Below are 19,307 nucleotides of genomic sequence, written 5' to 3'. Positions count from 1 at the left end.
CGCCATGCTGTCGTGCCAGATCGAGCCCGACCGTTCCTCGCCGCTCGCGGCGGCGATCGACGCCTATAATGCCGGGGCGTTCGAGGAGGCGTTCGGCCTGTTCTCGGACCTCGCTGATGGCGGAGACGCCGAGGCCGCGACATGGCTCGGCGCGCTGTACGCCCATGGCGAAGGCGTCGAGGCGTCGCTCGCCAGGGCCTTCGCGCAGTATCTCATCGGCGCCGAGGCCGGCATGCCGATGGCGCAGGCCAATGTCGGCGCCATGCTCGTGATGGGGCAGGGGATCGGGCGGGATGTCGCCGAAGGGATGAAATGGCTCGCCCGCGCGGCGGAGCAGGGCGATCTCTACGCCCAGTACAACCTCGCCACCCTCCATTCGAAGGGCGAGGGCGTCGGTCGTGACGACCAGGCGGCGGCGCACTGGTACCGCCGCGCGGCGGAGGCCGGCCACTACCCCTCGCAGGCGCGGCTCGGCTACCTCTATGCCAATGGCGTCGGCGTCGAGAAGGACCTCGTCCAGGCCTATCTCTGGCTGTCGCTCGCCGCCCAGCACGGCATCGGCGCCGCGCTCGCCGCGCTGGAGGCGATCGTCGGCCAGATGTCGTCCGCCGACAAGCACCGCGGCGCCGCCGAGGTCGAGCGCTGGCGGATGCGCACCCGCGACGTGTCGCGCCATGCGCGGCTCATGCCGATTCCGGGGTGAGGCCGATGATCCTCAGCGTCCAGCAGATCAAGTATGAATTGCTGCTCTACATCAAGGAGTTCGGCGGCCGCGCGGCGGACTGGCGGATCGGCGTCGCCGAGGACGCGCCGCACGCGCTGTTCGGCGAGAACGGCGTCGACGCGGCGTCGGACGTCTGGTGCTGGAAGCCGGCGCTGACCCCGGCGGCGGCGCAGACCGTCTACCGCTACATGACCGAGCAGTTCCATGTGCCGCCCGCCGGCTGGAGCGCGCGGGGGCGCTGCGTCTTCCTGTTCGCCAAGGGGCCGCAGGCCTAGTTTCACACGGTAAGGCCGGACGGGCTCTGCCAGGGTGGCGTGATGTTGAGGCGCCGCATGCGGCGGTGCACCGTGGTGCGGTCGAGGCCGAGATCGCGGGCCGCGGCGGAGACGTTCCATTGCCGGGCGTTGAGGATGGCGACGAGTTCCTCGCGGCCGCCGGACCTGTCGGCGCCCCTGGGCGAACGGGCCTCGCGGGCAAGGACGGGCGTGGCCTCGCCGCCGCCGCGCAGCCGGTCCGGCAGGTCGTCGAGGGTTATGACGCCGTCGTCGGCCACCGCGCAGGCATAGTCGAGCGCGTTGGCGAGCTCGCGTATATTGCCCGGCCAGTCATGGGCGGTGAGCGCCTGCATCACCGCTTCCGACAGGCTGAGCGGGACGCCGGAGGCGTGCGCCCGCCCGGCGATCAGCCGTCCGACCAGCCAGTCGAGATCGCGCCGCTCGCGCAGCGGCGGCAGGGTCAGCACCGCGCCGGAGAGGCGGAAATAGAGGTCCTCGCGGAAGCGCCCGGCCTTCACCTCGGTGATCAGGTCGCAATGGGTGGCGGCGATCACGCGGATGTTCACCGGCATGGGTTTCGAGCGGCCCAGCGGCGTGACCTCGCGCTCGGCGAGCACGCGCAGCAGGCGTGTCTGCAGGGCGAGCGGCATGTCGCCGATCTCGTCGAGGAACAGCGTGCCGCCATCCGCCTCCAGGACGAGGCCCTTCTTGCCCTTGGCGGCGGCACCGGTGAAGGCGCCGGGCTCATAGCCGAACAGCTCGCCCTCGATGAGCGATTCCGGCAGTGCCGCGCAGTTGACCGGCACGAAAGGCTTGCCCGAGCGGGCGCTGGCGGCGTGGATCGCCTTGGCGAGGTATTCCTTGCCCGATCCGGTCTCGCCGCAGATGAGCAGGCTCATCTGGGTGTTGACGAGCTTGGCGGCGCGGCCCGCCACCTGCCGCATCGCCGGATCGTTGCGGAACAGCGCCTGCAGCGGCGCCGGCAGGGCGGGCGCCGCCGGTTCGGCGGCCGGCAGGCCCGGCCGGCTGGGCGGCGCCAGCGTTTCGGCGAAGAGTGGCGTGCCGGAAACGGCGAGGCGTACCATGCGCTGCGCCGCCGGCAGGGCATGGCCGAAGCGCGGCAGATCGTCGATGTCGAGATCGAAGAATTCGGAGAGCCGGCGCCCGACCAGCGGCCGGCGGACCGCCCGCACGGGACTACGCTCGCTCTCGCGCAGCAGGAGCTGGCGCGCCGCGTTGTTGAAGCCGAGGATGCCGCCGGAACCGTCGACCGCCAGCACGAAGCTCGGCTCGACATCGACGAATTCCGGCGAGGCGGCGAGCTTGATGATCCATTCGCGCCGGAAGCGGTTCACCAGATTCGCCGTTTCGATCTTGTTGGCGAACGCCTTGACGAGCTGCAGCCCGAGCAGCTGGCTCTCCTTCGGCTCGGGCGAGCGCAGGGCGGAGATGTCCAGCACCGCGGCGAGCGCGCCGGAAGGGTCGTAGACCGGGGCGGCGGTGCAGGTGAGCGGGATATGGGTGGCGTCGAAATGGTCGGTCTGGTGCACCACCAGCGCCTCGCCGGTGGCGACGCAGGTGCCGACCGCGCAGGTGCCGGCGTGCTGCTCGTTCCAGTCGGCGCCGAGATAGAGGCCGGCACGCATGAGGTTGTTGTCGAAGGTCGGGTCGCCGATGAAGTCGACGGTGATGCCCTTGGCATCGGTGAGCAGCAGCACATAGCCGAGGCCGGCGACCTGCCGGTACAGCGTCTCCACCCCGAAGCGCGCGGTGTGGGTGAACTCCTCCATCGCGTCGAGATGCTCGCGCAGGCGCGCCTGGGTCAGGATGCAGGGATCGCGCAGCACCTCGGGATTGAGGTTGTGCTCGCTCACGCAGCGCCGCCAGGATTCGTGAATGATGGCGTCGCGCCTGGTCGCCTGACCATTCGCCGCACGCACGAGCTCGTCGATATGAGCGGCCTGTTCCCGTCTCATCGGCGTCCTCCCGGTTTTTATCGTTTTCGGGAAGTGTCATCCCGAAGCGGCGCGGCCGCAAGCCGGTAGGCCGGCATCGCCCATCACGATGCGGCACCCACGCCACACCTGTTGCAGCCGCCGCCACAGGTGCGGCGTGGGCGCCGCAGTGAGGCGCGGCCGCCATTGACTGTTCCGATAAGCGAAATCAATGGCTTAGGCCGTGTTTCCCGATTGGCCCGGTGCTTGCGGAGGAAATGGGCAAAACGAAAGGCCCGCGATCGAGACGCGCAAGCGCGCCCGGGCCTCGCTTAGGGAAGGAAGCCGGATGACGCCGAAGGTCGGCATAATCGCCAATCCGATTTCGGCGCGGGACATACGCCGCGTCGTCGCCAGCGCCAACAGCGTGCAGATCGCCGACCGCGCCAACATCGTGCTGCGCACCCTCGCCGCCCTGTCCGCCTGCGGCGTCGAGGAGGTGGTGATGATGCCGGAGCGCGGCGGCATTGGCGGGCATGTCCTGCGCGGCATCGAGCGCTCGCGGGCGGGAAGGGGCGAGGCCGCCGGCGAGGCGCGCTTTCCCCGGCTCGGCTTCCTGCCCATGCCGGTGACCGGCACGGTGGAGGATACCCGCCGCGCCGCCCGCATGATGGCCACCGCCGGCGACATCGCCGCCATCATCGTGCTGGGCGGCGACGGCACCCACCGCGCTGTCGTCAGCGAATGCGGCAAGGTGCCGATCGCCGGCATCTCGACCGGCACCAACAACGCCTTCCCCGAGCATCGCGAGCCGACCGTCACCGGCCTTGCCACCGGCCTGGCGGCCATGGGGCTGGTTCCGCCGGGCGTCGCCTTCGCCGACAACAAGAAGATCGAGGTCAGCATCGACGGCGGGCCGCCGGAGATCGCCCTCGTCGATGTGGCCATCGTGACCGACCGCTATGTCGGCGCCCGCGCGCTGTGGCGCACCGAGACCTTCCGCGAGCTCTACGTCACCTTCGCCGATCCCGAGGTGATCGGCATGGCGGCCATTGCCGGCCTGATCGAGCCGGTGAGCCGCGCGGAAGCCGGCGGCCTCGCCCTCATCCTCGCCCCGGCGGCGACGGCGCAGCTGCGGGTGCGCGCGCCCATCGCGCCCGGCCTGGTCGAGGAAGTGGGGATCGAGCGGTGGCGGCGCATGCCGGCGGGCCAGTCGTTCGCCCCGGCCCTCGCGGCGGGGGCGATCGCGCTCGACGGCGAGCGCGAACTGTTCTTCGACCCGCATCAGGAGGTCGCGATCGGCCTCGTCGACCGCGCCTTCCGCACCGTCGACGTCGCCAGGGTGATGCGCTTCGCCGCCAGCGAAAAGCTCCTGGTCGCGCGGGCGCGCGTCAACGCCGCCGCCGACGCCTGAACGGCAGCCCCTACCAACGCCTGCCCATAAAAACCAAGGAGGAACCACAGCCCATGACCAACAATCCCTTCCCCCTTTCGAAGGCCGACCTCGTCACGGCCTACCGCACCATGCGCACGATCCGCGACTTCGAGGAGCGGCTGCATGTGGAGTTCGCCAAGGGCGACATTCCCGGCTTCGTGCATCTGTATGCCGGCGAGGAAGCCTGCGCGACCGGCATCATGATGCACCTCAACGATGCCGACCGCATCGCCTCCACCCATCGCGGCCATGGCCACTGCATCGCCAAGGGCGTCGACGTCCACGCGATGATGGCGGAGATCTACGGCAAGGCCACCGGCGCCTGCTGCGGCAAGGGCGGCTCCATGCACATCGCCGACCTGTCCAAGGGCATGATGGGCGCCAACGGCATTCTCGGCGCTGGCGCGCCGCTCATCTGCGGCGCCGGGCTGGCGGCGAAGTTCCGCGGCGACGGCGGCGTGGGCATCACCTTCTTCGGCGACGGCGCCTCCAACCAGGGCACCGTGCTGGAGAGCATGAATCTCGCCGCCATCTGGAACCTGCCGGTGATCTTCGTGGTCGAGAACAACGGCTACGCGGAATCGACCTCGGTCGAGTACGCCACGGCGGTGGATTCCTATGTCGACCGCGCGGCCGGGTTCGGCCTGCCGGGCGTCACCGTCGACGGCACCGACTTCTTCGCCGTCTACGAGGCCGCCGGCGAGATCATCCGCCGCGCCCGCGAGGGTGGCGGGCCGGCGCTGCTCGAATGCAAGACCATCCGCTTCTTCGGCCATTTCGAGGGCGATGCCCAGACCTACAAGGCCAAGGGCGAGAACGACTTCAACCGCGCCAACCGCGACTGCCTGAAGCTGTTCGCCGGCCGCGTCAGCGCCGCCGGCGTGGTGAGCGAGGCCGAGATCGCGCTGATCGACCGCGAGGTGGCCAGCCTCATCGACGAGGCGGTGGAGACCGCCAAGGGCGCGCCGCTGCCCGCGCCGCGCGAACTCACCACCGACGTCTACGTCTCCTACTGAGCCGCCAAGAAAACAACACCGGAGGAAACAACATGGCCCGCAAGATCAGCTACAAGCAGGCGATCAACGAGGCGCTCGATCTGGAAATGCGCCGCGACCCCACCGTGATCGTGCTCGGCGAGGACATCGTCGGCGGCGCCGGCGCGCCGGGCGAGATCGACGCCTGGGGCGGCGTGCTCGGCGTCACCAAGGGGCTGCACGCCAAGCACGGCAACCGGCTGATGGACACGCCGCTGTCGGAGAGCGCCTATATCGGCGCCGCCATCGGCGCGGCGGCCTGCGGCATGCGCCCGGTGGCGGAACTGATGTTCCTCGACTTCATGGGCGTGTGCTTCGACCAGATCCTCAACCAGGCAGCCAAGTTCAAATACATGTTCGGCGGCAAGGCGAAGACCCCGGTGGTCATCCGCGCCATGGTCGGCGCCGGCTTCCGCGCCGCCGCCCAGCATTCGCAGATGCTCACCCCGATGTTCACCCATGTACCCGGGCTGAAGGTGGTGTGCCCCTCCAACGCCTATGACGCCAAGGGTCTGCTGATCCAGTCGATCCGCGACGACGACCCGGTGATCTTCTGCGAGCACAAGGCGCTCTATGGCACCGAGTGCGAGGTGCCGGAGGAGAGCTACGCCATCCCCTTCGGCGAGGCGAACATCGTGCGCGACGGCAAGGACGTCACCATCGTCAGCTACGGCCTCACCGTCCACCGCGCCCTCGATGCCGCCGAGAAGCTCGCCAGGAACGGCGTGCAGGCGGAGGTGATCGACCTGCGCACGCTCTCGCCGATCGACTGGGACACGGTGATCGAGAGCGTCGAGAATACCGGCCGGCTGGTCGTGGTCGACGAGGCCAATCCGCGCTGCTCGATCGCCAGCGACGTCGCCGCCTATGTGGCGCAGCACGCCTTCGGGGCGCTGAAGGCGGCGCCGCAGATGGTGACGGCGCCGCACACCCCGGTGCCGTTCTCGCCGGTGCTCGAAGACCTCTACATCCCCTCGGCCGACGCCATCGCCGCCGCCGCCGGCAAGGCCACCGCCCGCGCGCTGGCCGCCTGACGACACGCCGCGAAGGAGACCGGAATGAACGAACGCATCAAGCCGATCGTCATGCCCAAATGGGGTCTGTCGATGTCGGAGGGCAAGGTGACCGGCTGGCTCAAGCCCGCCGGCACCAGGATCACCGTCGGCGACGAGATCGTCGAGGTGGAGACCGACAAGATCGCCGGCGTGGTCGAGGCGAACGAGGCGGGCACGCTGCGCCGCGTGCTGGGCGAGCCGGACACGATCTACCCGGTGAAGGCGCTGATCGGCGTCATCGCCGATGACGACGTGCCCGACGCCGAGATCGACGCCTATGTCGCCGAATACGCCACCCAGGCGGCGGAGGAGGACGGGGAGGCGGAGGCCGGCCCGCGCTACGAGTTCGTCGACACGCCGGCCGGGCGGCTTCGCTACGCCCGGCGGGGGGAGGGCGAGCGCGCCATCGTGCTCATCCACGGCTTCGGCGGCGATCTCGACAACTGGCTGTTCAACATCGACGCGCTGGCCGAGGCCGGCACCGTCCATGCGCTCGACCTGCCGGGGCACGGCCAGTCGGACAAGCAGGTGCAGGACGCCAGCCTGGAGGGGCTGTCCGCCGCCCTGCTCGGCTTCATGGACGCGCTCGGCATCGCGCGTGCCCATCTCGTCGGCCACTCCATGGGAGGCGCGATCGCGGCGCAGACCGCGCTCGCCCATCCCGGCCGCGTCGACACGATCACGCTGATCGGCTCGGCGGGGCTCGGCGAGGAGATCAACAGCGGCTACACCGACGGCTTCGTCGCCGCGGCCTCGCGCCGCGACCTCAAGCCGGTGCTGGAGCAGCTCTTCCACGACCCCGCCACCGTCACAAGGCAACTCGTCGACGACCTGCTCAAATACAAGCGGCTCGACGGCGTCGACACCGCGCTGCAGGCGATCTCGCAGGCGCTCTTCGCCGACGGTCGGCAGAGCGCGGTTCTCGCCGGGGCGCTGAGATCGGCCAGCGTGCCGACGCTCGTCCTGTGGGGCGAGAGCGACCGGGTGATCCCCGCCGCGCATGCCGCCGCGCTCGGCGAGCGGGCGACGAGCGAGGTGATCGGCGAGGCCGGGCACATGGTGCAGATGGAGAAGGCGAACCGGGTGAACGAACTGGTCCGCGGCCACATCGGCGACTGAGCCTTTCCGCAACGAACGACATCAACGCCGCCGCACGCACGGACGGCGAAGGAGGAACCATGCCCAATCTCAGGGATAAGAGCATCGTCATCACCGGCGCGGCCGGCGGCATCGGCGCGGCCATCGCCACGGCGCTCGCCGCCGACGGCGCCGCCATCACCGTCGCCGATCTCTCGCAGGAGGCCGCCGGCAAGGTGGCCGCGCAGATCACCGCCGCCGGCGGCAAGGCCATCGCCGTGGCGGTGGACGTGCGCGAGCGGGCGCAGGTGCGCGCCATGATCGACAAGGCGGTCGCCGCCTTCGGCCGCCTCGACGTGCTGTTCAACAATGCCGGCGTCGCCCAGACCAAGCCGTTTCTCGACATCACCGAGGCGGACTGGCGCTTCGTCACCGACGTCAACGCGCTCGGCGTGCTGATCGGCATGCAGGAGGCGATCAAGACCTTCAAGCAGCAGGGCGGCGGCGGCAAGATCGTCAACACCGCCTCCATCGCCGCCAAGCAGGGCTATGAGCCGCTAGCCCATTACTGCGCCTCGAAATTCGCCGTGGTGGCGATGACCCAGGCCGCCGCCCGCGCCTTCGGCAAGGACGGCATCACCGCCAACGCCTTCTGCCCCGGCGTCGTCGCCACGCCGATGTGGGACACCATCGACAAGGGTTTCCGCGACAATGGGCTGACCCAGAAGGAGAACGAGGCCTTCGACACCTTCGCCGCCGGCGCGGTGCTGGGGCGGGCCTCGCGGCCGGACGACCTCGTGGGCGTGGCGCGCTTCCTCGCCTGCGCCGATTCCGACTTCATGACCGGCCAGTCGCTGCTCGTCGACGGCGGCATGGTGTTCATCTGAGGGGATAGCGCCATGGCATCGTCGGAAAACCTGCCGCAGCAGCTCAAAGAGATGAACCAGCGCTTCGGCGCGCTGGCCAAGGCGGCGCCGCAGGCCATGGGGGCCTTCCGCTCCCTCATGATGGAGGCGTCGAAGGCGGGCGTGTTGCCGGCTAAGTTCAAGGAGCTGATCGCCGTCGCCATCGCCGTCCATCAGGGCTGCGCCGACTGCATCCTCTTCCACGTCGCCAATGCACGCAGCCACGGCGCCAGCCGCGAGGAACTGGCCGAGGTGCTCGGCGTCACCATCGAGATGGGTGGCGGGCCGAGCGCCGTCTATGCCGGCCGCGCGCTGGAGGCGTTCGACGCCTTCGCCGCCGGCCAATCGTGATCAGGGAGAACCATCCATGAAAGCTGCCCGTTTCCACGGCAAGCGCGACGTGCGCGTCGAGGATGTGCCGGCGCCCGACCCGGCAAGGCTCGGTCCGCACGACGTGCTGGTGAAGAACCGCTATTGCGGCGTCTGCGGCACCGATCTGCACGAATACGCCGCCGGCCCGATCTTCATTCCGACCCAGCCGCATCCCTATACCGGGGCGAGCCTCCCGCAGGTGCTCGGCCATGAATATGGCGGCACCGTCGTCGCCATCGGCGCCGAGGTCACCGATGTGGCGCCCGGCGACAAGGTGTCGATCCAGCCGCTCGTCTCGCCGCGCGACGACTATTACGGCCGGCGCGGCCTCTATCAGCTCAGCGACAAGCTCGGCATCATCGGCCTGATGTGGCCGTGGGGCGGCATGGCGGAATATTCGGTCGTCAACGACTACAATGTGTTCCGCATGCCGGAGAACGTCAGCGACGAGCAGGCGGCGCTGATCGAGCCGACCGCCGTGGTCGTCTATGCCGCCGAGCGCGGCGGGGTGCGGCCGGGCGCGTCCGTGCTCGTCACCGGTGCCGGCCCGATCGGGCAGTTGCAGGTGCTGGCGGCCCGCGCGGCGGGGGCGAGCCGGATCTTCCTCTCCGACACCAACGACAACCGCCTCGCCATGGCACGGCAGATCCTGCCCGACCTCATCACCCTCAACCCGAAATCGGACAATGTGGTGGAGGCGATCCGCGACCAGACGGAGGGCCATGTCGGCGTCGACGTGGCGCTGGAATGCGTGGGGGCGGAAGCGGCGCTGGCGACCTGCATCGAGGCGGTGCGCCGCCAGGGCACGGTGGTGCAGGTGGGCCTGCATGTCGGCAAGCCGGGGGTGGACGGATTCGCCGTGACCTTCAAGGACATCGATGTGCGCGGCTCATGGTGCTACTCGACGCTGATGTGGCCGCGCGTCGCCGCGATGATCGGCGCCGGCATCCTGCCGGCCGAGAAGGTCGTCACCCGCCGTATCCGGCTCGACGACGTGGTGGCGGACGGCTTCGAGCAGTTGCTCAGCCCAGCCGGGCAGGAGCTGAAGATCCTCATCGACCTGTCGTGAACCGGCGGCGACGGTGACGGCGCGGCTTCGCGCCTTCACTGCGGCTTCCGCTCGGCATTCAGCGACGCCAGGCCAGAGGTGGGCGCGTGCTCTTCGGGCGTCGCGCACAGGCCCGCGCGGCCCAGCCAGCGTCCCAGGACGGGCTCGGAGGTCAGCACGGCGAAGGGCACGGCGCCCAGCAGGCCGGCCAGCACCGGCAGCGCCCAGATCAGCGCCGCGGGAGCGTGGACGTAAAGCAGGCCGCCGAGCAGCGCCCCGAACCCGAATTGCGGCCACAGCCCGGCAATGGCGGTGCGCCAGGACAGGCGCTCGGCATCGCGCGACTGGGCTTCCCATGTCACCGTCCGGCCGAAGGCCAGGCCGACCATGAAGATCGCGATGCGCAGGGCGACGACCGGTCCGAGAAGCACGGAGAAGAAAAACTCGATGGACGCGCCGCCGAGCAGCCTGCCGCTGCCGCCATAGCGCCGCCGCTCCCCCGGACGCAGCAGGATGTCGATGAGCCCGGCAAGCTTCGGCGCGAGGCTCATCAGGAAGGTCACGGCGAACAGGGTCAGCCCGAGTTCGGCCGGAAACGGCGTGTCGAACCGTTCGGTGTCGAACACCTTCAGCGCGGCGAGGATCATGAAGGCGATCCAGGCGAAGGCGCCGACATACATCAGTATCGCCCAGGCGATCTGGAAACGGCTCATCGGCTTGAGCCTCGGCAGGGCGATGAGGCGCCAGTACTGCATGTTGCCCTGGCACCAGCGCAGGTCTCGGCGGGTGAACTCGGTCAGGTGCGGCGGGTTCTCCTCGAAGCTGTCCGTCTCCTCCGGCAGCACCCGCACCTCGTAGCCGGCGCGGCGCATCAGCACCGCCTCGATCTGGTCGTGCGAGAGGACGTGCCCGGCGAGCGGGCCCGTGCCGGGCAGCACCGGGAGCGCGCAATGCGCCTTGAAGGGGGCGACGCGGATCACCGCGTTGTGCCCCCAATACGGCCCGCAATCGCCCGCCCACCAGGACGCGCCCATCGTGTAGGAGCGCATGCCGTGGCGCATGCCGAACTGGAAGATGCGGGCGAAGGGCGAGGGCGACGGCATCCCGACCACGAGGCTCTGCAGGATGCCGAGCCTCGGATTGGCCTGCATGATCCGCACCATGCGCAGGAGGCTCGACGCGCCGAGGAAGCTGTCGGCGTCGAGCACCAGCATGAGGTCGTAGGAGCCGCCCCAGCGATCGAGGAAATCGCGGACATTGCCGGCCTTGAAGCCCGCATTGTGGCTGCGGCGGCGGTAATGCAGCGGCGCCCCGGGGGCGAGCGAGGAGCGCCATGCCGCGAAGACGGCTTCTTCCTCCGCGGCGATGGCGGCATCCGTGGTGTCCGACAGCACGAACCAGGCGAAGCGATCGCCGGTGCCGCTACGCTCAAGCTCCAAATGCATCGCCCGCAGGCGGGCAAAGGCGCGCGCGGGGTCCTCATTGCGCAGCGTCATCACCATCGCCACCCGCGCGGTGACGGGCGCATCGTCGGCCGCCCGGCCGGCATAGGGATAGACCGACCGCCGCGCGTCGCCGGGGCCGTGCAGCAGCCACAGGCCGATCAGCGCGTTCCAGAAGCCGAGGATGGTCCACGGCGTGGAGAGGCAGAACGCCAGCAGCAGCAATCCGTCCAGCAGCGTGAAGCCGTCATGTGCCAGAAGCTGGGAGAAGAGCGCGACGAGCCCGGCATAGGTCGCCGCGTTCAGCGCGAGCACGAACGCCCGCCGGCGGAAGAGCTGCCGCAGGGATTGCACGCCGGTCGGCGTCGCCCCGTCCGCGACCTCGGCGGCGGGCATCAGGCCCTCCGCAGTCTTTTCATCCAAACTCATGCCTGTACTCTGATCCGCAGACGGGACGCGCTCCGCCACGTCCTACCTTAGCTTGTACGCGGCCGAACGGGCGTGGTTCACGTGGAAGTGGGGATCTCGGATGCTCCCGCGCCTGCTATGGACGTGCGGTGCGACAAAGGGGAGCGCAATCGGCGATGGCAAACCCGTCTCGCAGCGCGGCGCGACAGCTCTGGTGCGTGGCGCCGGGGCGTTACGAACTGCGCGATGCGCCGCTCGATGAAGGACAGGCCGGATCGCTGGTGGTGCGAGCGCTCGCTTCCGCCATCAGCCGCGGCACGGAGCGGCTCGTGCTCGAAGGCCGCGTTCCCGCGAGCGAACATCAGAGCATGCGCGCGCCGTTCCAGAACGGCGACTTCCCCTTTCCCGTCCAGCATGGCTACCAGAGCGTGGGGGTCGTCGAGGCCGGTCCGGAGGATTGGCTCGGCCGCACCGTCTTCGCGCTCCATCCGCATCAGGACCTGTATCGGCTCCCCGTGTCGGCGGTGACGCCGGTGCCCGAGGGCATTCCCGCGCAGCGCGCGACGCTGGCGGCCAACATGGAGACCGCGCTCAACGCCCTGTGGGATTCCGGCGCCGGGCCCGGCGACCGCATCACCATCGTCGGCGGCGGCGTGGTCGGCCTGCTGCTGACCGCGCTTTCCGCGGCGTTGCCGGGGGCGGAGGTCACGCTGGTGGATGTGCGCCCGGATCGGGAGGCCCTGGCGCAGAGTTTCGGCGCGGGGTTCGCCCTGCCGGACGCCGTGGGCGACGATGCCGACATCGTGTTTCACGCCAGCGCCAGCGCCGCAGGGCTGAAGACGGCGCTGGCGGCGGGCGGCTTCGAGGCACGGATCGTCGAGGTGAGCTGGTATGGCGACCGCGCCCCCGCCGTGCCTCTGGGCGAGAGTTTCCACAGCCGCCGCCTGCAATTGATCGGCTCGCAGGTCGGCGCCGTATCTCCTTCGAGGCGGCCGCGCTGGCCGCATGCGCGCCGGCTCGCAAAAGCCCTCGCGCTGCTGGACGATGCGCGCTTCGACCGGCTGGTGACGCATGTCGTGCCGTTCGAACAGGCGCCATTGCGGCTGCCGCCACTTCTGACCACTGGGGAGGACGCCCTGGCGATCCTGCTCGACTACCGATGAGGGACGCCATGTACTGTGTCGAAGTCCGCGATCGCATCATGATCGCCCATTCGCTGCCCGACCCGTTCTTCGGCCCGGCCCAGGGCCTGCACGGCGCGACCTTCGTCGTCGACGTCGCCTTCTACCGCGAGGAGCTGACGGCGGTGAACGTCGTGGTGGACATCGGCGCCGCGCTCGATGTGCTCAAGAAGACCCTGCAGCCGCTCGCCTACCAGAATCTCGACGCGCTGCCGGTGTTCGCGGGCCAGCTCACCACCACCGAGTTTCTCGCCCGGCACATTTTCGATGCGATGGCCGCCGCCGCCCGCGCGGGCGCGTTGGGCGAGGATGCGGACGGCCTGTCGAAGATCCGCGTCACCCTGCACGAGACCGATCTCGCCCGCGCCAGCTACGAAGCCGGCCTCGGCTGAGGCGCGCGCCGTGACCGGCTTCACCTTCGCCATCCCGGGCGACATCGGCCTCGCCACCGGTGGCTATGCCTATGACCGCCGGGTGATCGCCGAGTGCCGGCGCGCGGGGTGCGCGGTCGGCCATCTCGCATTGCCCGCTGGCTTTCCCTTTCCCTCGTCGGAAGAGCTTGAGCAAAGCGCACGGATGCTGGGCTCGCTTCCGCCCGGCGAGCCCGTGCTGATCGACGGTCTCGCCTTCGGCGCGCTCCCCGCCCCCCTGCTGCGCGGATTGCGGCGCCCGCTGGCGGTCCTCGTCCATCATCCGCTGGCGCTGGAGACGGGGCTGGACGACCGGCAAAGGGCGCAGTTCCGGACCGGCGAACGGGCCGCACTGGCGGAGGCCATGGCGGTGATCGCCACCAGCCCCGCGACCGCGCGCCTTCTCGCGCAGGAATATGGGGTCGCCGGCGGGCGGCTGGCCGTGGCGCAGCCCGGCACGGATCCCTGCCCCCGCGCCCGCGGCACCGGGCACCCTCCGCGCCTGCTCTGCGTCGGCGCGGTGATCCCGCGCAAGGCCCATGGCGTACTGGTCGACGCGCTGGCGTCGCTGTCCGCGCGCGACTGGACCTGCCACATCGTCGGTGCCACCGATCGCGACGCGGGAGAGACGGCCGCCGTGCAGCAGCGCATCGCGGCGCATGGGCTGGAGACACGTATCCGCCTGACGGGCGCGATCACGCAGGAGGCGCTGGCGCAGGAGTTCGACGCGGCCGACCTCTTCGTGACGGCGTCGCTGTTCGAAGGGTTCGGCATGGGCCTGACCGAAGCGCTTGCCCGGGGGCTCCCCATCGTGGCGACCCGCGCCGGCGCCATTCCCGACACGGTCCCGGCGGCGGCCTCCGTTCTGGTGGCGCCGGACGATTCCGCCGGCCTCGCCGAGTCCATCCGCCGGCTGCTGGACGAGCCGGACCGGCGGCGCCGGATGGCGGACGGGGCGTGGCGCCACGCGCAGTCCCTTCCGCGCTGGGAGCAGACGGCGGCGGCCATCATGACCACGCTGGAGGCGATGCCCCGATGAGCGGGTTCGATGCCGGGTGGCTGGCGCTGCGCGAGCCTGTCGACCATGTGTCGCGAAACGCCGAGATCGCGGCGCGGGTCCACGGCCATTTCGCCGGCCGCGCATCTCTCACGATCGTCGATCTCGGCTGCGGCACGGGCTCGAATCTGCGCGCCCTCGCGCCTGCCCTGCCGCCGCGCCAGCACTGGCACCTGATCGACGGCGATGCCGAATTGCTGACGCGCGCGCGCCAGTGCCTCGCCGACTGGGCCGACGGTGCGAGCCCGACCGCGACCGGCCTGCGGCTCGAGAAGGACCACCGCCGGATCGAGGTGAGCTTCGAATGCGCCGACCTGACCGTTCGCGACCTCGCCTTCGACGGGATCGGTGCCGAGCTGGTGACGGCCGCAGCGCTGTTCGACCTGGTATCGCAGGCATGGCTGGAACGCCTTGTCGCGTCCCTGGCCGCGCGGCATGTGCCGCTCTATGCCGTGCTGAACTATGACGGGGCGGCGCACTGGCACCCCGCCGACCGGCTCGACGAACGGATCGTCGCCGCCTTCAACCGTCACCAGCGCGGCGACAAGGGGTTCGGCCCGGCGCTGGGCCCCGCCGCCGGCGAGGCCCTGATGCGGATCCTGCAGCAGCAGGGCTATTCGGCCTGGTCGGGCGAGAGCCCCTGGCGGCTCACCGCGAAGGAGCCAAGTCTCGTCGCCGCCCTTGCCGCCGGCTACGCGCAGGCCGCCGGCGAGATCGAACCGGCGTGGCGCGAGGCGCTGGCGACATGGGCTTCGGCCCAACTGCAGGCGGAGGCGGTCACGATCGGGCATCGCGACGTCTTCGCTCTCGCCTGAGCGTTCCCGTCAGTTCAGCGGCCACATCCGCCGCATCACGCCGTCGCGCTTGATGAAGCGGTGGCGCAGCGCGGCGGCGATGTGCAGAGCGGCGAGAAGGCCGAGAAGCTGCGCCAGCAGCCCGTGCAGGCCGAGGATGCGCTTCGCCAGCCCTTCGTCGGGCGACAGGATGGCCGGCAGATCGAACAGCTCGAACACGTTCAGGGCCGGATAGGCCGAGATGCCGGCCCAGCCGAGCAGCGGCACGATGAGCAGGAGAAGGTAGAGCGCCGCGTGCACCGCATGCGAGGCCACGCGCTCGAACGGGGTGAGGGTCGCGACGGGCGGCGGCGCCCCCCGCCGAATGCGCACCAGTACGCGCAGGACGATCAGCCAAAGCACGAGAAAACCGAGCAGCTTGTGCAGGCTGTAGAGCGACCCGGTCACGGCGTCGAAATTCGTCGTCTCGCCGCGGGCGACCATGTAGAGCCCGAGGGGGATCATGCACACCACGAAAGCGGCGATCACCCAATGCAGCAGCCGGGCGGTGAAGCCGTAGCGGGCGGGTGCCGCGCCGCCGTCAGAGTCCGACATGTGGGCCCCCCCGGGCGACGCTGCGGAAGTCGCAATCGTAGAGGATATTGCCGTCGTCGAGAAGATAGGCGTGGGCCTGCGGGCGCAGCGCGTCATCGAGTTCGTCGATCGGCCTGAGGCTGAGGCCGGGCTGCCCCGACCCCAGAATGATCGGGGCGAGGCAGACATGCAGGCGGTCGACCAGCCCGGCGTCGATGAACCGCGAGATCGTCGATGGCCCGCCCTCGATCAGTATGGTCCGGTGGCCTCGCGCCGCCAGCGCCTCGATCAGCCGGGTCGGCTCGAAGATGTCGGGGTCGTGGTCGGTGCCGATGCGCTCGACGTCGTCCGGCCATCCCGCCGTGTTTTCCGAGAAAACGATGCGGCGGCAGCCATCCGCCAGCAGCCATTTCGAGCCGCGCGGCGAGCGGCCGGTGCGGTCGATCACCGCCCGCGCCGGGCTGCGGCCGGGAACGCGCCGCGTGGTGAGCCGGGGGTCGTCGGCAAGGACGGTGCCGACGCCGACGACGACCACATCGGCCATCGCGCGCAGGCGGTGCAGATGGTCCAGGCCGGAAAAGCCGTTTATGTCCCGTGACTTGCCTGTCGGCGTGGCGATCCGCCCGTCGAGCGACTGACCCAGCTGGGCCATGACGAAGGGCGACCGCCGGTGCCGGAGTATCGGCTCGTAAAGGGCGGAAAGCGGATCGATCGGAACTTCGCGACGATTCAAATGCAGCTCCCGCGGCTTGAAACCCAGCAGATAGGCCGATGTCACGCGCCGGCAAGATTGGTCCGTTCGGGCGGGTTTATCCCATTCACTACGTAGGAACTCGCGAAAAGGTGCAACGAACGCGGCTTCACATAGCCGATAGCGCGGGCGGCACCGGCGGGGCGAACGGCTCCGGCGCCGCCCGCAGCCAGGCACCCGGGCCCGGCCCTTCCCCGAGATGGAGATCGGATGCCGCATTCATCGCGTCGTCGTGCCCCTTCGCCCCGTGGAAGTCGGCGCCGAGCATAGACACGCGGACACGCAGTCAAATTATACGCTGGCCGTTGACGGTAGTACCTTCGTTTGTCCGTCGCCTCGGCGCCGGCGGGATCAGCCCAGGGACCGGCCGAGCCTCTGTCCGTAGGCGACGACGGCGCGGTCCGCCGGCCCGCGCTCGGCCTCATACGCGGCCAACGCCGCATCGAGGTCGGGGATGCCGCGCAGCGCCTTGCGCAGGGCAAAGGCGTCGCCCGCGGCCTTGGCGACCCCCATCGCCGTGTGCGGCCGCGCCACGAAGGCGGCATCCCCCATCAGCGCGATCCGCCCCGCCACCATGTGGGCCGGCGCGTAGTCGAAGATGGCGTGGAGGAAGGGCCGGGGCTCGGCCGCCACCGCCGCCGCGAAGGAAGAGGGCAGGATGTCTTCCGCGTCGGCCCGCAGCGCCGCGACCGTCTCCGGCCGAACGCGGCCCGGCGCCAGCGAGAACGGGCGGCGCACCCCGTCGACATCCGTGAGCACCGCGTCGAGCTGCGCGGGCGCGTAGCGGCGGTACCAGACCCAGTTGTAGCGACGCCGGCCGCTGTCGGTAGAGCCGTCCGGCCCCGGGACGAGATAGCCGAGGATGTGCGATCCGGGCATCTCGAAGAAGGCGAAGCGCTCGACGAGCTGCTCGGCGGCCGGGCGGGGGAGCCGTTCCTCGGGAACGAGGCCGCGCCAGGTTGCGTAGCCGACATAGGTTGGCAGGGAGGCCGGACCCGAGACGGCCGCGCGCACCGCCGAGCCGATGCCGTCGGCGCCGATCACCAGATCGGCGCTTTCCTCGCCGCCATCGGCATAGCGCACCCGGGCGCCGCCCGGCTCGTTCACCACCGCGACGGCGCGCCGTCCGGCCTGGTAGCGGGCATCCGGCAGCAACTCCCGGAAGGTCCGGAACAGGACATCCCAGGACAGCTGCGTCTGCGGCGATTGCTGGCGGTGGATGATACCGCCCTCGCGGTCGAGATAGATCCGTTCCCGCGCCATCACGCCGACATCGGCGACATGCTCGACGCCGACCGCGCGCAGCATGTCGAAGACCTCGCGCTGGGCGACGAGCCCCGCGCCGCGCCCCTCCAGCCCGTGGACCGAGCGCTCCGTCACCGTGACGTCGAAGCCGGCGCGGTGCAGCAGCACGGCGGCGAAAAGGCCGCCGATCGAGCCGCCGACGACGAGGATGCGAGGGCTCATGGCCGTACTCCGATGTATGAGGCGTCAGACGATGAAGTCGACGACGCCGCCATCCACGCGCAGGGCCGCGCCGGTGGTGGCGGAGGCGAGCGGCGAGGCGATGTAGACGGCCATGCTGGCGACCTCTTCCACCGTGGCCGGTCGCCCGATGAGGGAGGTCGGCCGATGCGCCCTTACGAAATCGGCGCCGGCCTGTTCCAGCGTCTTCCCCGCCGCGACCTCGGCCTTCAGCATCGCCGCCACGCCCTCGGAGAGGGTCGGTCCCGGCAGGATGGAATTGACGGTGACGCCGGTGCCGGCCATGCGCTTGGCAAGGCCGCGGGAAAGCGAGACGTCCGCCGTCTTGCTCACCCCGTAATGGATCATGTCGACGGGAATGTTGAAGGCGGATTCCGAGCCGAGGAACAGCATCCGCCCCCAGCCGCGCTGCGCCATGCCCGGCAGATAGGCACGGGCGAGGCGCACCCCGGACATGACATTGATCTGCCAGTGCCGTTCCCACACCGCGTCGTCGGTCTCGAAGAAGTCGGACGGCTCGAATATGCCGAGATTGTTGACGACGATGTCGAAGGCCGGTTCCGCCGCGACAAGCGCGCGGGCGCCTTCCGCCGTGCCGAGATCGACGGCGAGGCCGCGCGCGGCGCCGCCGAGACGGGCAACCGCCGCGTCCACCTTCGGCCGGGTTCGCCCGTTGACGACGACCTGCGCGCCGGCCTCGTGCAGCCCCTTCGCGATGGCGAAGCCGATGCCCTCGGTCGAGCCGGTGACGAGGGCGGACTTTCCTGAAAGATCGATCTTCATCGTCTGCTCCTGTGAATGAAGGGCCGGCGGCCGGGAGGTCGAGGCCGGGTCGCCCTGACGTGGGTTTCTTTCACGCGAGGCCCGAGTCCATGCGCGGTGCCGCGCACAAGCCGACGCGACCAAATCTGCCACAGCGCCGCAATCGCCCATGTGAGGTCTGCGTCATTCAACGTCGCCCGCGCCTTTCGAAGCGCAACGGTTAGGCGGGCTGTCGCCGCGGTTCTTCCGATAACGCACAGAAACCGAAGCTGCCGGCGCGGTCGCCGTGCCGGCGCGCGATGCCGGCTCGCCCGGAGGCTTCGATGATCGCGGCTGTCGCATCGCCGATCCGTCCGGCTTCCGGGTCGATCGGGAATGGCCCTTCGCGTGCGGCTGTCGAGGTGCCCTGTACGGCCTGGACCGGACGGTGGAAATGAGCGGCAAATTCATCTGGAAGAAGCGGATGGATTCCGCCATCCTTGCCCGCCGTTCTCCCGGCAGCGAGGCGGCCCGCCGGGCCATCGCCGATATCCCGCTCGCCAGAGCCCGCCAACACGCTGCAATGAATCAGGCCGCCGGCTGACC

The 19,307-nt window shown here is 70.2% G+C and carries 20 protein-coding genes; 14 read left to right on the top strand and 6 right to left on the bottom strand.

What is annotated here, in order from left to right; all coding sequences use genetic code 11:
- Window positions 1-4 precede the first annotated feature (4 nt).
- Complete coding sequence (locus AC1PZ7_RS01295; RefSeq protein WP_482357714.1) at window positions 5-703, top strand: tetratricopeptide repeat protein; 699 nt, start codon at window positions 5-7, stop codon at window positions 701-703.
- A gap of 5 nt (window positions 704-708) precedes the next feature.
- The gene (locus AC1PZ7_RS01290; RefSeq protein WP_482357713.1) at window positions 709-999 is read left to right on the top strand and encodes a hypothetical protein; all 291 of its coding nucleotides are present in this window, start codon (window positions 709-711) and stop codon (window positions 997-999) included.
- 2 nt (window positions 1,000-1,001) lie between these two features.
- Here the strand turns inward: AC1PZ7_RS01290 and AC1PZ7_RS01285 are convergent, their stop codons facing one another.
- The gene (locus AC1PZ7_RS01285; RefSeq protein WP_482357712.1) at window positions 1,002-2,975 is read right to left on the bottom strand and encodes a sigma-54-dependent Fis family transcriptional regulator; all 1,974 of its coding nucleotides are present in this window, start codon (window positions 2,973-2,975) and stop codon (window positions 1,002-1,004) included.
- A 307-nt stretch (window positions 2,976-3,282) separates the two neighbouring features.
- Between AC1PZ7_RS01285 and AC1PZ7_RS01280 the strand changes: the two genes are divergently transcribed.
- From AC1PZ7_RS01280 to AC1PZ7_RS01250, 7 genes are read left to right on the top strand one after another with little or no spacing between them, the layout of a single operon-like run.
- Window positions 3,283-4,347, top strand: coding sequence for an ATP-NAD kinase family protein (locus tag AC1PZ7_RS01280; RefSeq protein ID WP_482357711.1), 1,065 nt, complete (start codon window positions 3,283-3,285; stop codon window positions 4,345-4,347).
- Between the two features lie 53 nt (window positions 4,348-4,400).
- Window positions 4,401-5,384 (top strand): thiamine pyrophosphate-dependent dehydrogenase E1 component subunit alpha, encoded by a 984-nt coding sequence (locus tag AC1PZ7_RS01275; RefSeq protein ID WP_482357710.1) that lies wholly within the window; start codon window positions 4,401-4,403, stop codon window positions 5,382-5,384.
- A gap of 32 nt (window positions 5,385-5,416) precedes the next feature.
- Window positions 5,417-6,436, top strand: a complete 1,020-nt coding sequence (locus AC1PZ7_RS01270; protein ID WP_482357709.1) for an alpha-ketoacid dehydrogenase subunit beta — start codon at window positions 5,417-5,419, stop codon at window positions 6,434-6,436.
- Window positions 6,437-6,460: 24 nt separating this feature from the next.
- Window positions 6,461-7,576 (top strand): acetoin dehydrogenase dihydrolipoyllysine-residue acetyltransferase subunit, encoded by a 1,116-nt coding sequence (locus tag AC1PZ7_RS01265; RefSeq protein ID WP_482357708.1) that lies wholly within the window; start codon window positions 6,461-6,463, stop codon window positions 7,574-7,576.
- Window positions 7,577-7,635: 59 nt separating this feature from the next.
- Window positions 7,636-8,421: a glucose 1-dehydrogenase gene (locus AC1PZ7_RS01260; RefSeq protein ID WP_482357707.1), complete on the top strand. Its 786-nt coding sequence runs from the start codon at window positions 7,636-7,638 to the stop codon at window positions 8,419-8,421.
- Window positions 8,422-8,433: 12 nt separating this feature from the next.
- Window positions 8,434-8,790, top strand: a complete 357-nt coding sequence (locus tag AC1PZ7_RS01255) for a carboxymuconolactone decarboxylase family protein (RefSeq protein ID WP_482357706.1) — start codon at window positions 8,434-8,436, stop codon at window positions 8,788-8,790.
- A gap of 16 nt (window positions 8,791-8,806) precedes the next feature.
- Entirely contained in the window at window positions 8,807-9,880 is a 1,074-nt protein-coding gene (locus AC1PZ7_RS01250) for a 2,3-butanediol dehydrogenase (protein ID WP_482357705.1), read from the top strand.
- Window positions 9,881-9,915: 35 nt separating this feature from the next.
- Here AC1PZ7_RS01250 and mdoH read toward each other — a convergent pair whose 3' ends face one another.
- Entirely contained in the window at window positions 9,916-11,730 is a 1,815-nt protein-coding gene (mdoH, locus tag AC1PZ7_RS01245) for a glucans biosynthesis glucosyltransferase MdoH (protein WP_482357704.1), read from the bottom strand.
- A gap of 155 nt (window positions 11,731-11,885) precedes the next feature.
- On the opposite strand from mdoH, the gene AC1PZ7_RS01240 reads away from it, so the two are divergent.
- The 4 genes from AC1PZ7_RS01240 to AC1PZ7_RS01225 are packed head-to-tail and all read left to right on the top strand — an operon-like array spanning window position 11,886 to window position 15,172.
- Window positions 11,886-12,872 carry a zinc-dependent alcohol dehydrogenase gene (locus AC1PZ7_RS01240; RefSeq protein WP_482357703.1) on the top strand — a complete coding sequence of 329 codons (987 nt, stop codon included), beginning with the start codon at window positions 11,886-11,888 and terminating at the stop codon, window positions 12,870-12,872.
- Between the two features lie 8 nt (window positions 12,873-12,880).
- Window positions 12,881-13,282: a 6-pyruvoyl trahydropterin synthase family protein gene (locus AC1PZ7_RS01235; protein ID WP_482357702.1), complete on the top strand. Its 402-nt coding sequence runs from the start codon at window positions 12,881-12,883 to the stop codon at window positions 13,280-13,282.
- Window positions 13,283-13,292: 10 nt separating this feature from the next.
- Window positions 13,293-14,339, top strand: coding sequence for a glycosyltransferase family 4 protein (locus AC1PZ7_RS01230; protein ID WP_482357701.1), 1,047 nt, complete (start codon window positions 13,293-13,295; stop codon window positions 14,337-14,339).
- Window positions 14,336-15,172: a class I SAM-dependent methyltransferase gene (locus tag AC1PZ7_RS01225; protein ID WP_482357700.1), complete on the top strand. Its 837-nt coding sequence runs from the start codon at window positions 14,336-14,338 to the stop codon at window positions 15,170-15,172. Before AC1PZ7_RS01230 ends, AC1PZ7_RS01225 begins: the two co-directional genes overlap by 4 nt.
- A gap of 9 nt (window positions 15,173-15,181) precedes the next feature.
- Here AC1PZ7_RS01225 and AC1PZ7_RS01220 read toward each other — a convergent pair whose 3' ends face one another.
- The 4 genes from AC1PZ7_RS01220 to AC1PZ7_RS01205 form a co-directional block, all read right to left on the bottom strand.
- Complete coding sequence (locus tag AC1PZ7_RS01220; protein ID WP_482357699.1) at window positions 15,182-15,745, bottom strand: cytochrome b; 564 nt, start codon at window positions 15,743-15,745, stop codon at window positions 15,182-15,184.
- Entirely contained in the window at window positions 15,732-16,457 is a 726-nt protein-coding gene (locus AC1PZ7_RS01215; RefSeq protein ID WP_482357698.1) for a RibD family protein, read from the bottom strand. The genes AC1PZ7_RS01220 and AC1PZ7_RS01215 overlap by 14 nt, the downstream gene beginning before the upstream one ends.
- A gap of 369 nt (window positions 16,458-16,826) precedes the next feature.
- Window positions 16,827-17,942, bottom strand: coding sequence for an FAD binding domain-containing protein (locus AC1PZ7_RS01210; protein WP_482357697.1), 1,116 nt, complete (start codon window positions 17,940-17,942; stop codon window positions 16,827-16,829).
- Between the two features lie 24 nt (window positions 17,943-17,966).
- Window positions 17,967-18,743 (bottom strand): SDR family NAD(P)-dependent oxidoreductase, encoded by a 777-nt coding sequence (locus AC1PZ7_RS01205; RefSeq protein ID WP_482357696.1) that lies wholly within the window; start codon window positions 18,741-18,743, stop codon window positions 17,967-17,969.
- Between the two features lie 265 nt (window positions 18,744-19,008).
- Between AC1PZ7_RS01205 and AC1PZ7_RS01200 the strand changes: the two genes are divergently transcribed.
- Window positions 19,009-19,305 (top strand): hypothetical protein, encoded by a 297-nt coding sequence (locus AC1PZ7_RS01200; RefSeq protein WP_482357695.1) that lies wholly within the window; start codon window positions 19,009-19,011, stop codon window positions 19,303-19,305.
- The last annotated feature ends 2 nt before the right edge of the window (window positions 19,306-19,307 follow it).

The organism is Ancylobacter sp. TW_SC_1 (genome assembly GCF_056836805.1).
This window is presented reverse-complemented; position numbering and strand designations above follow the sequence as displayed.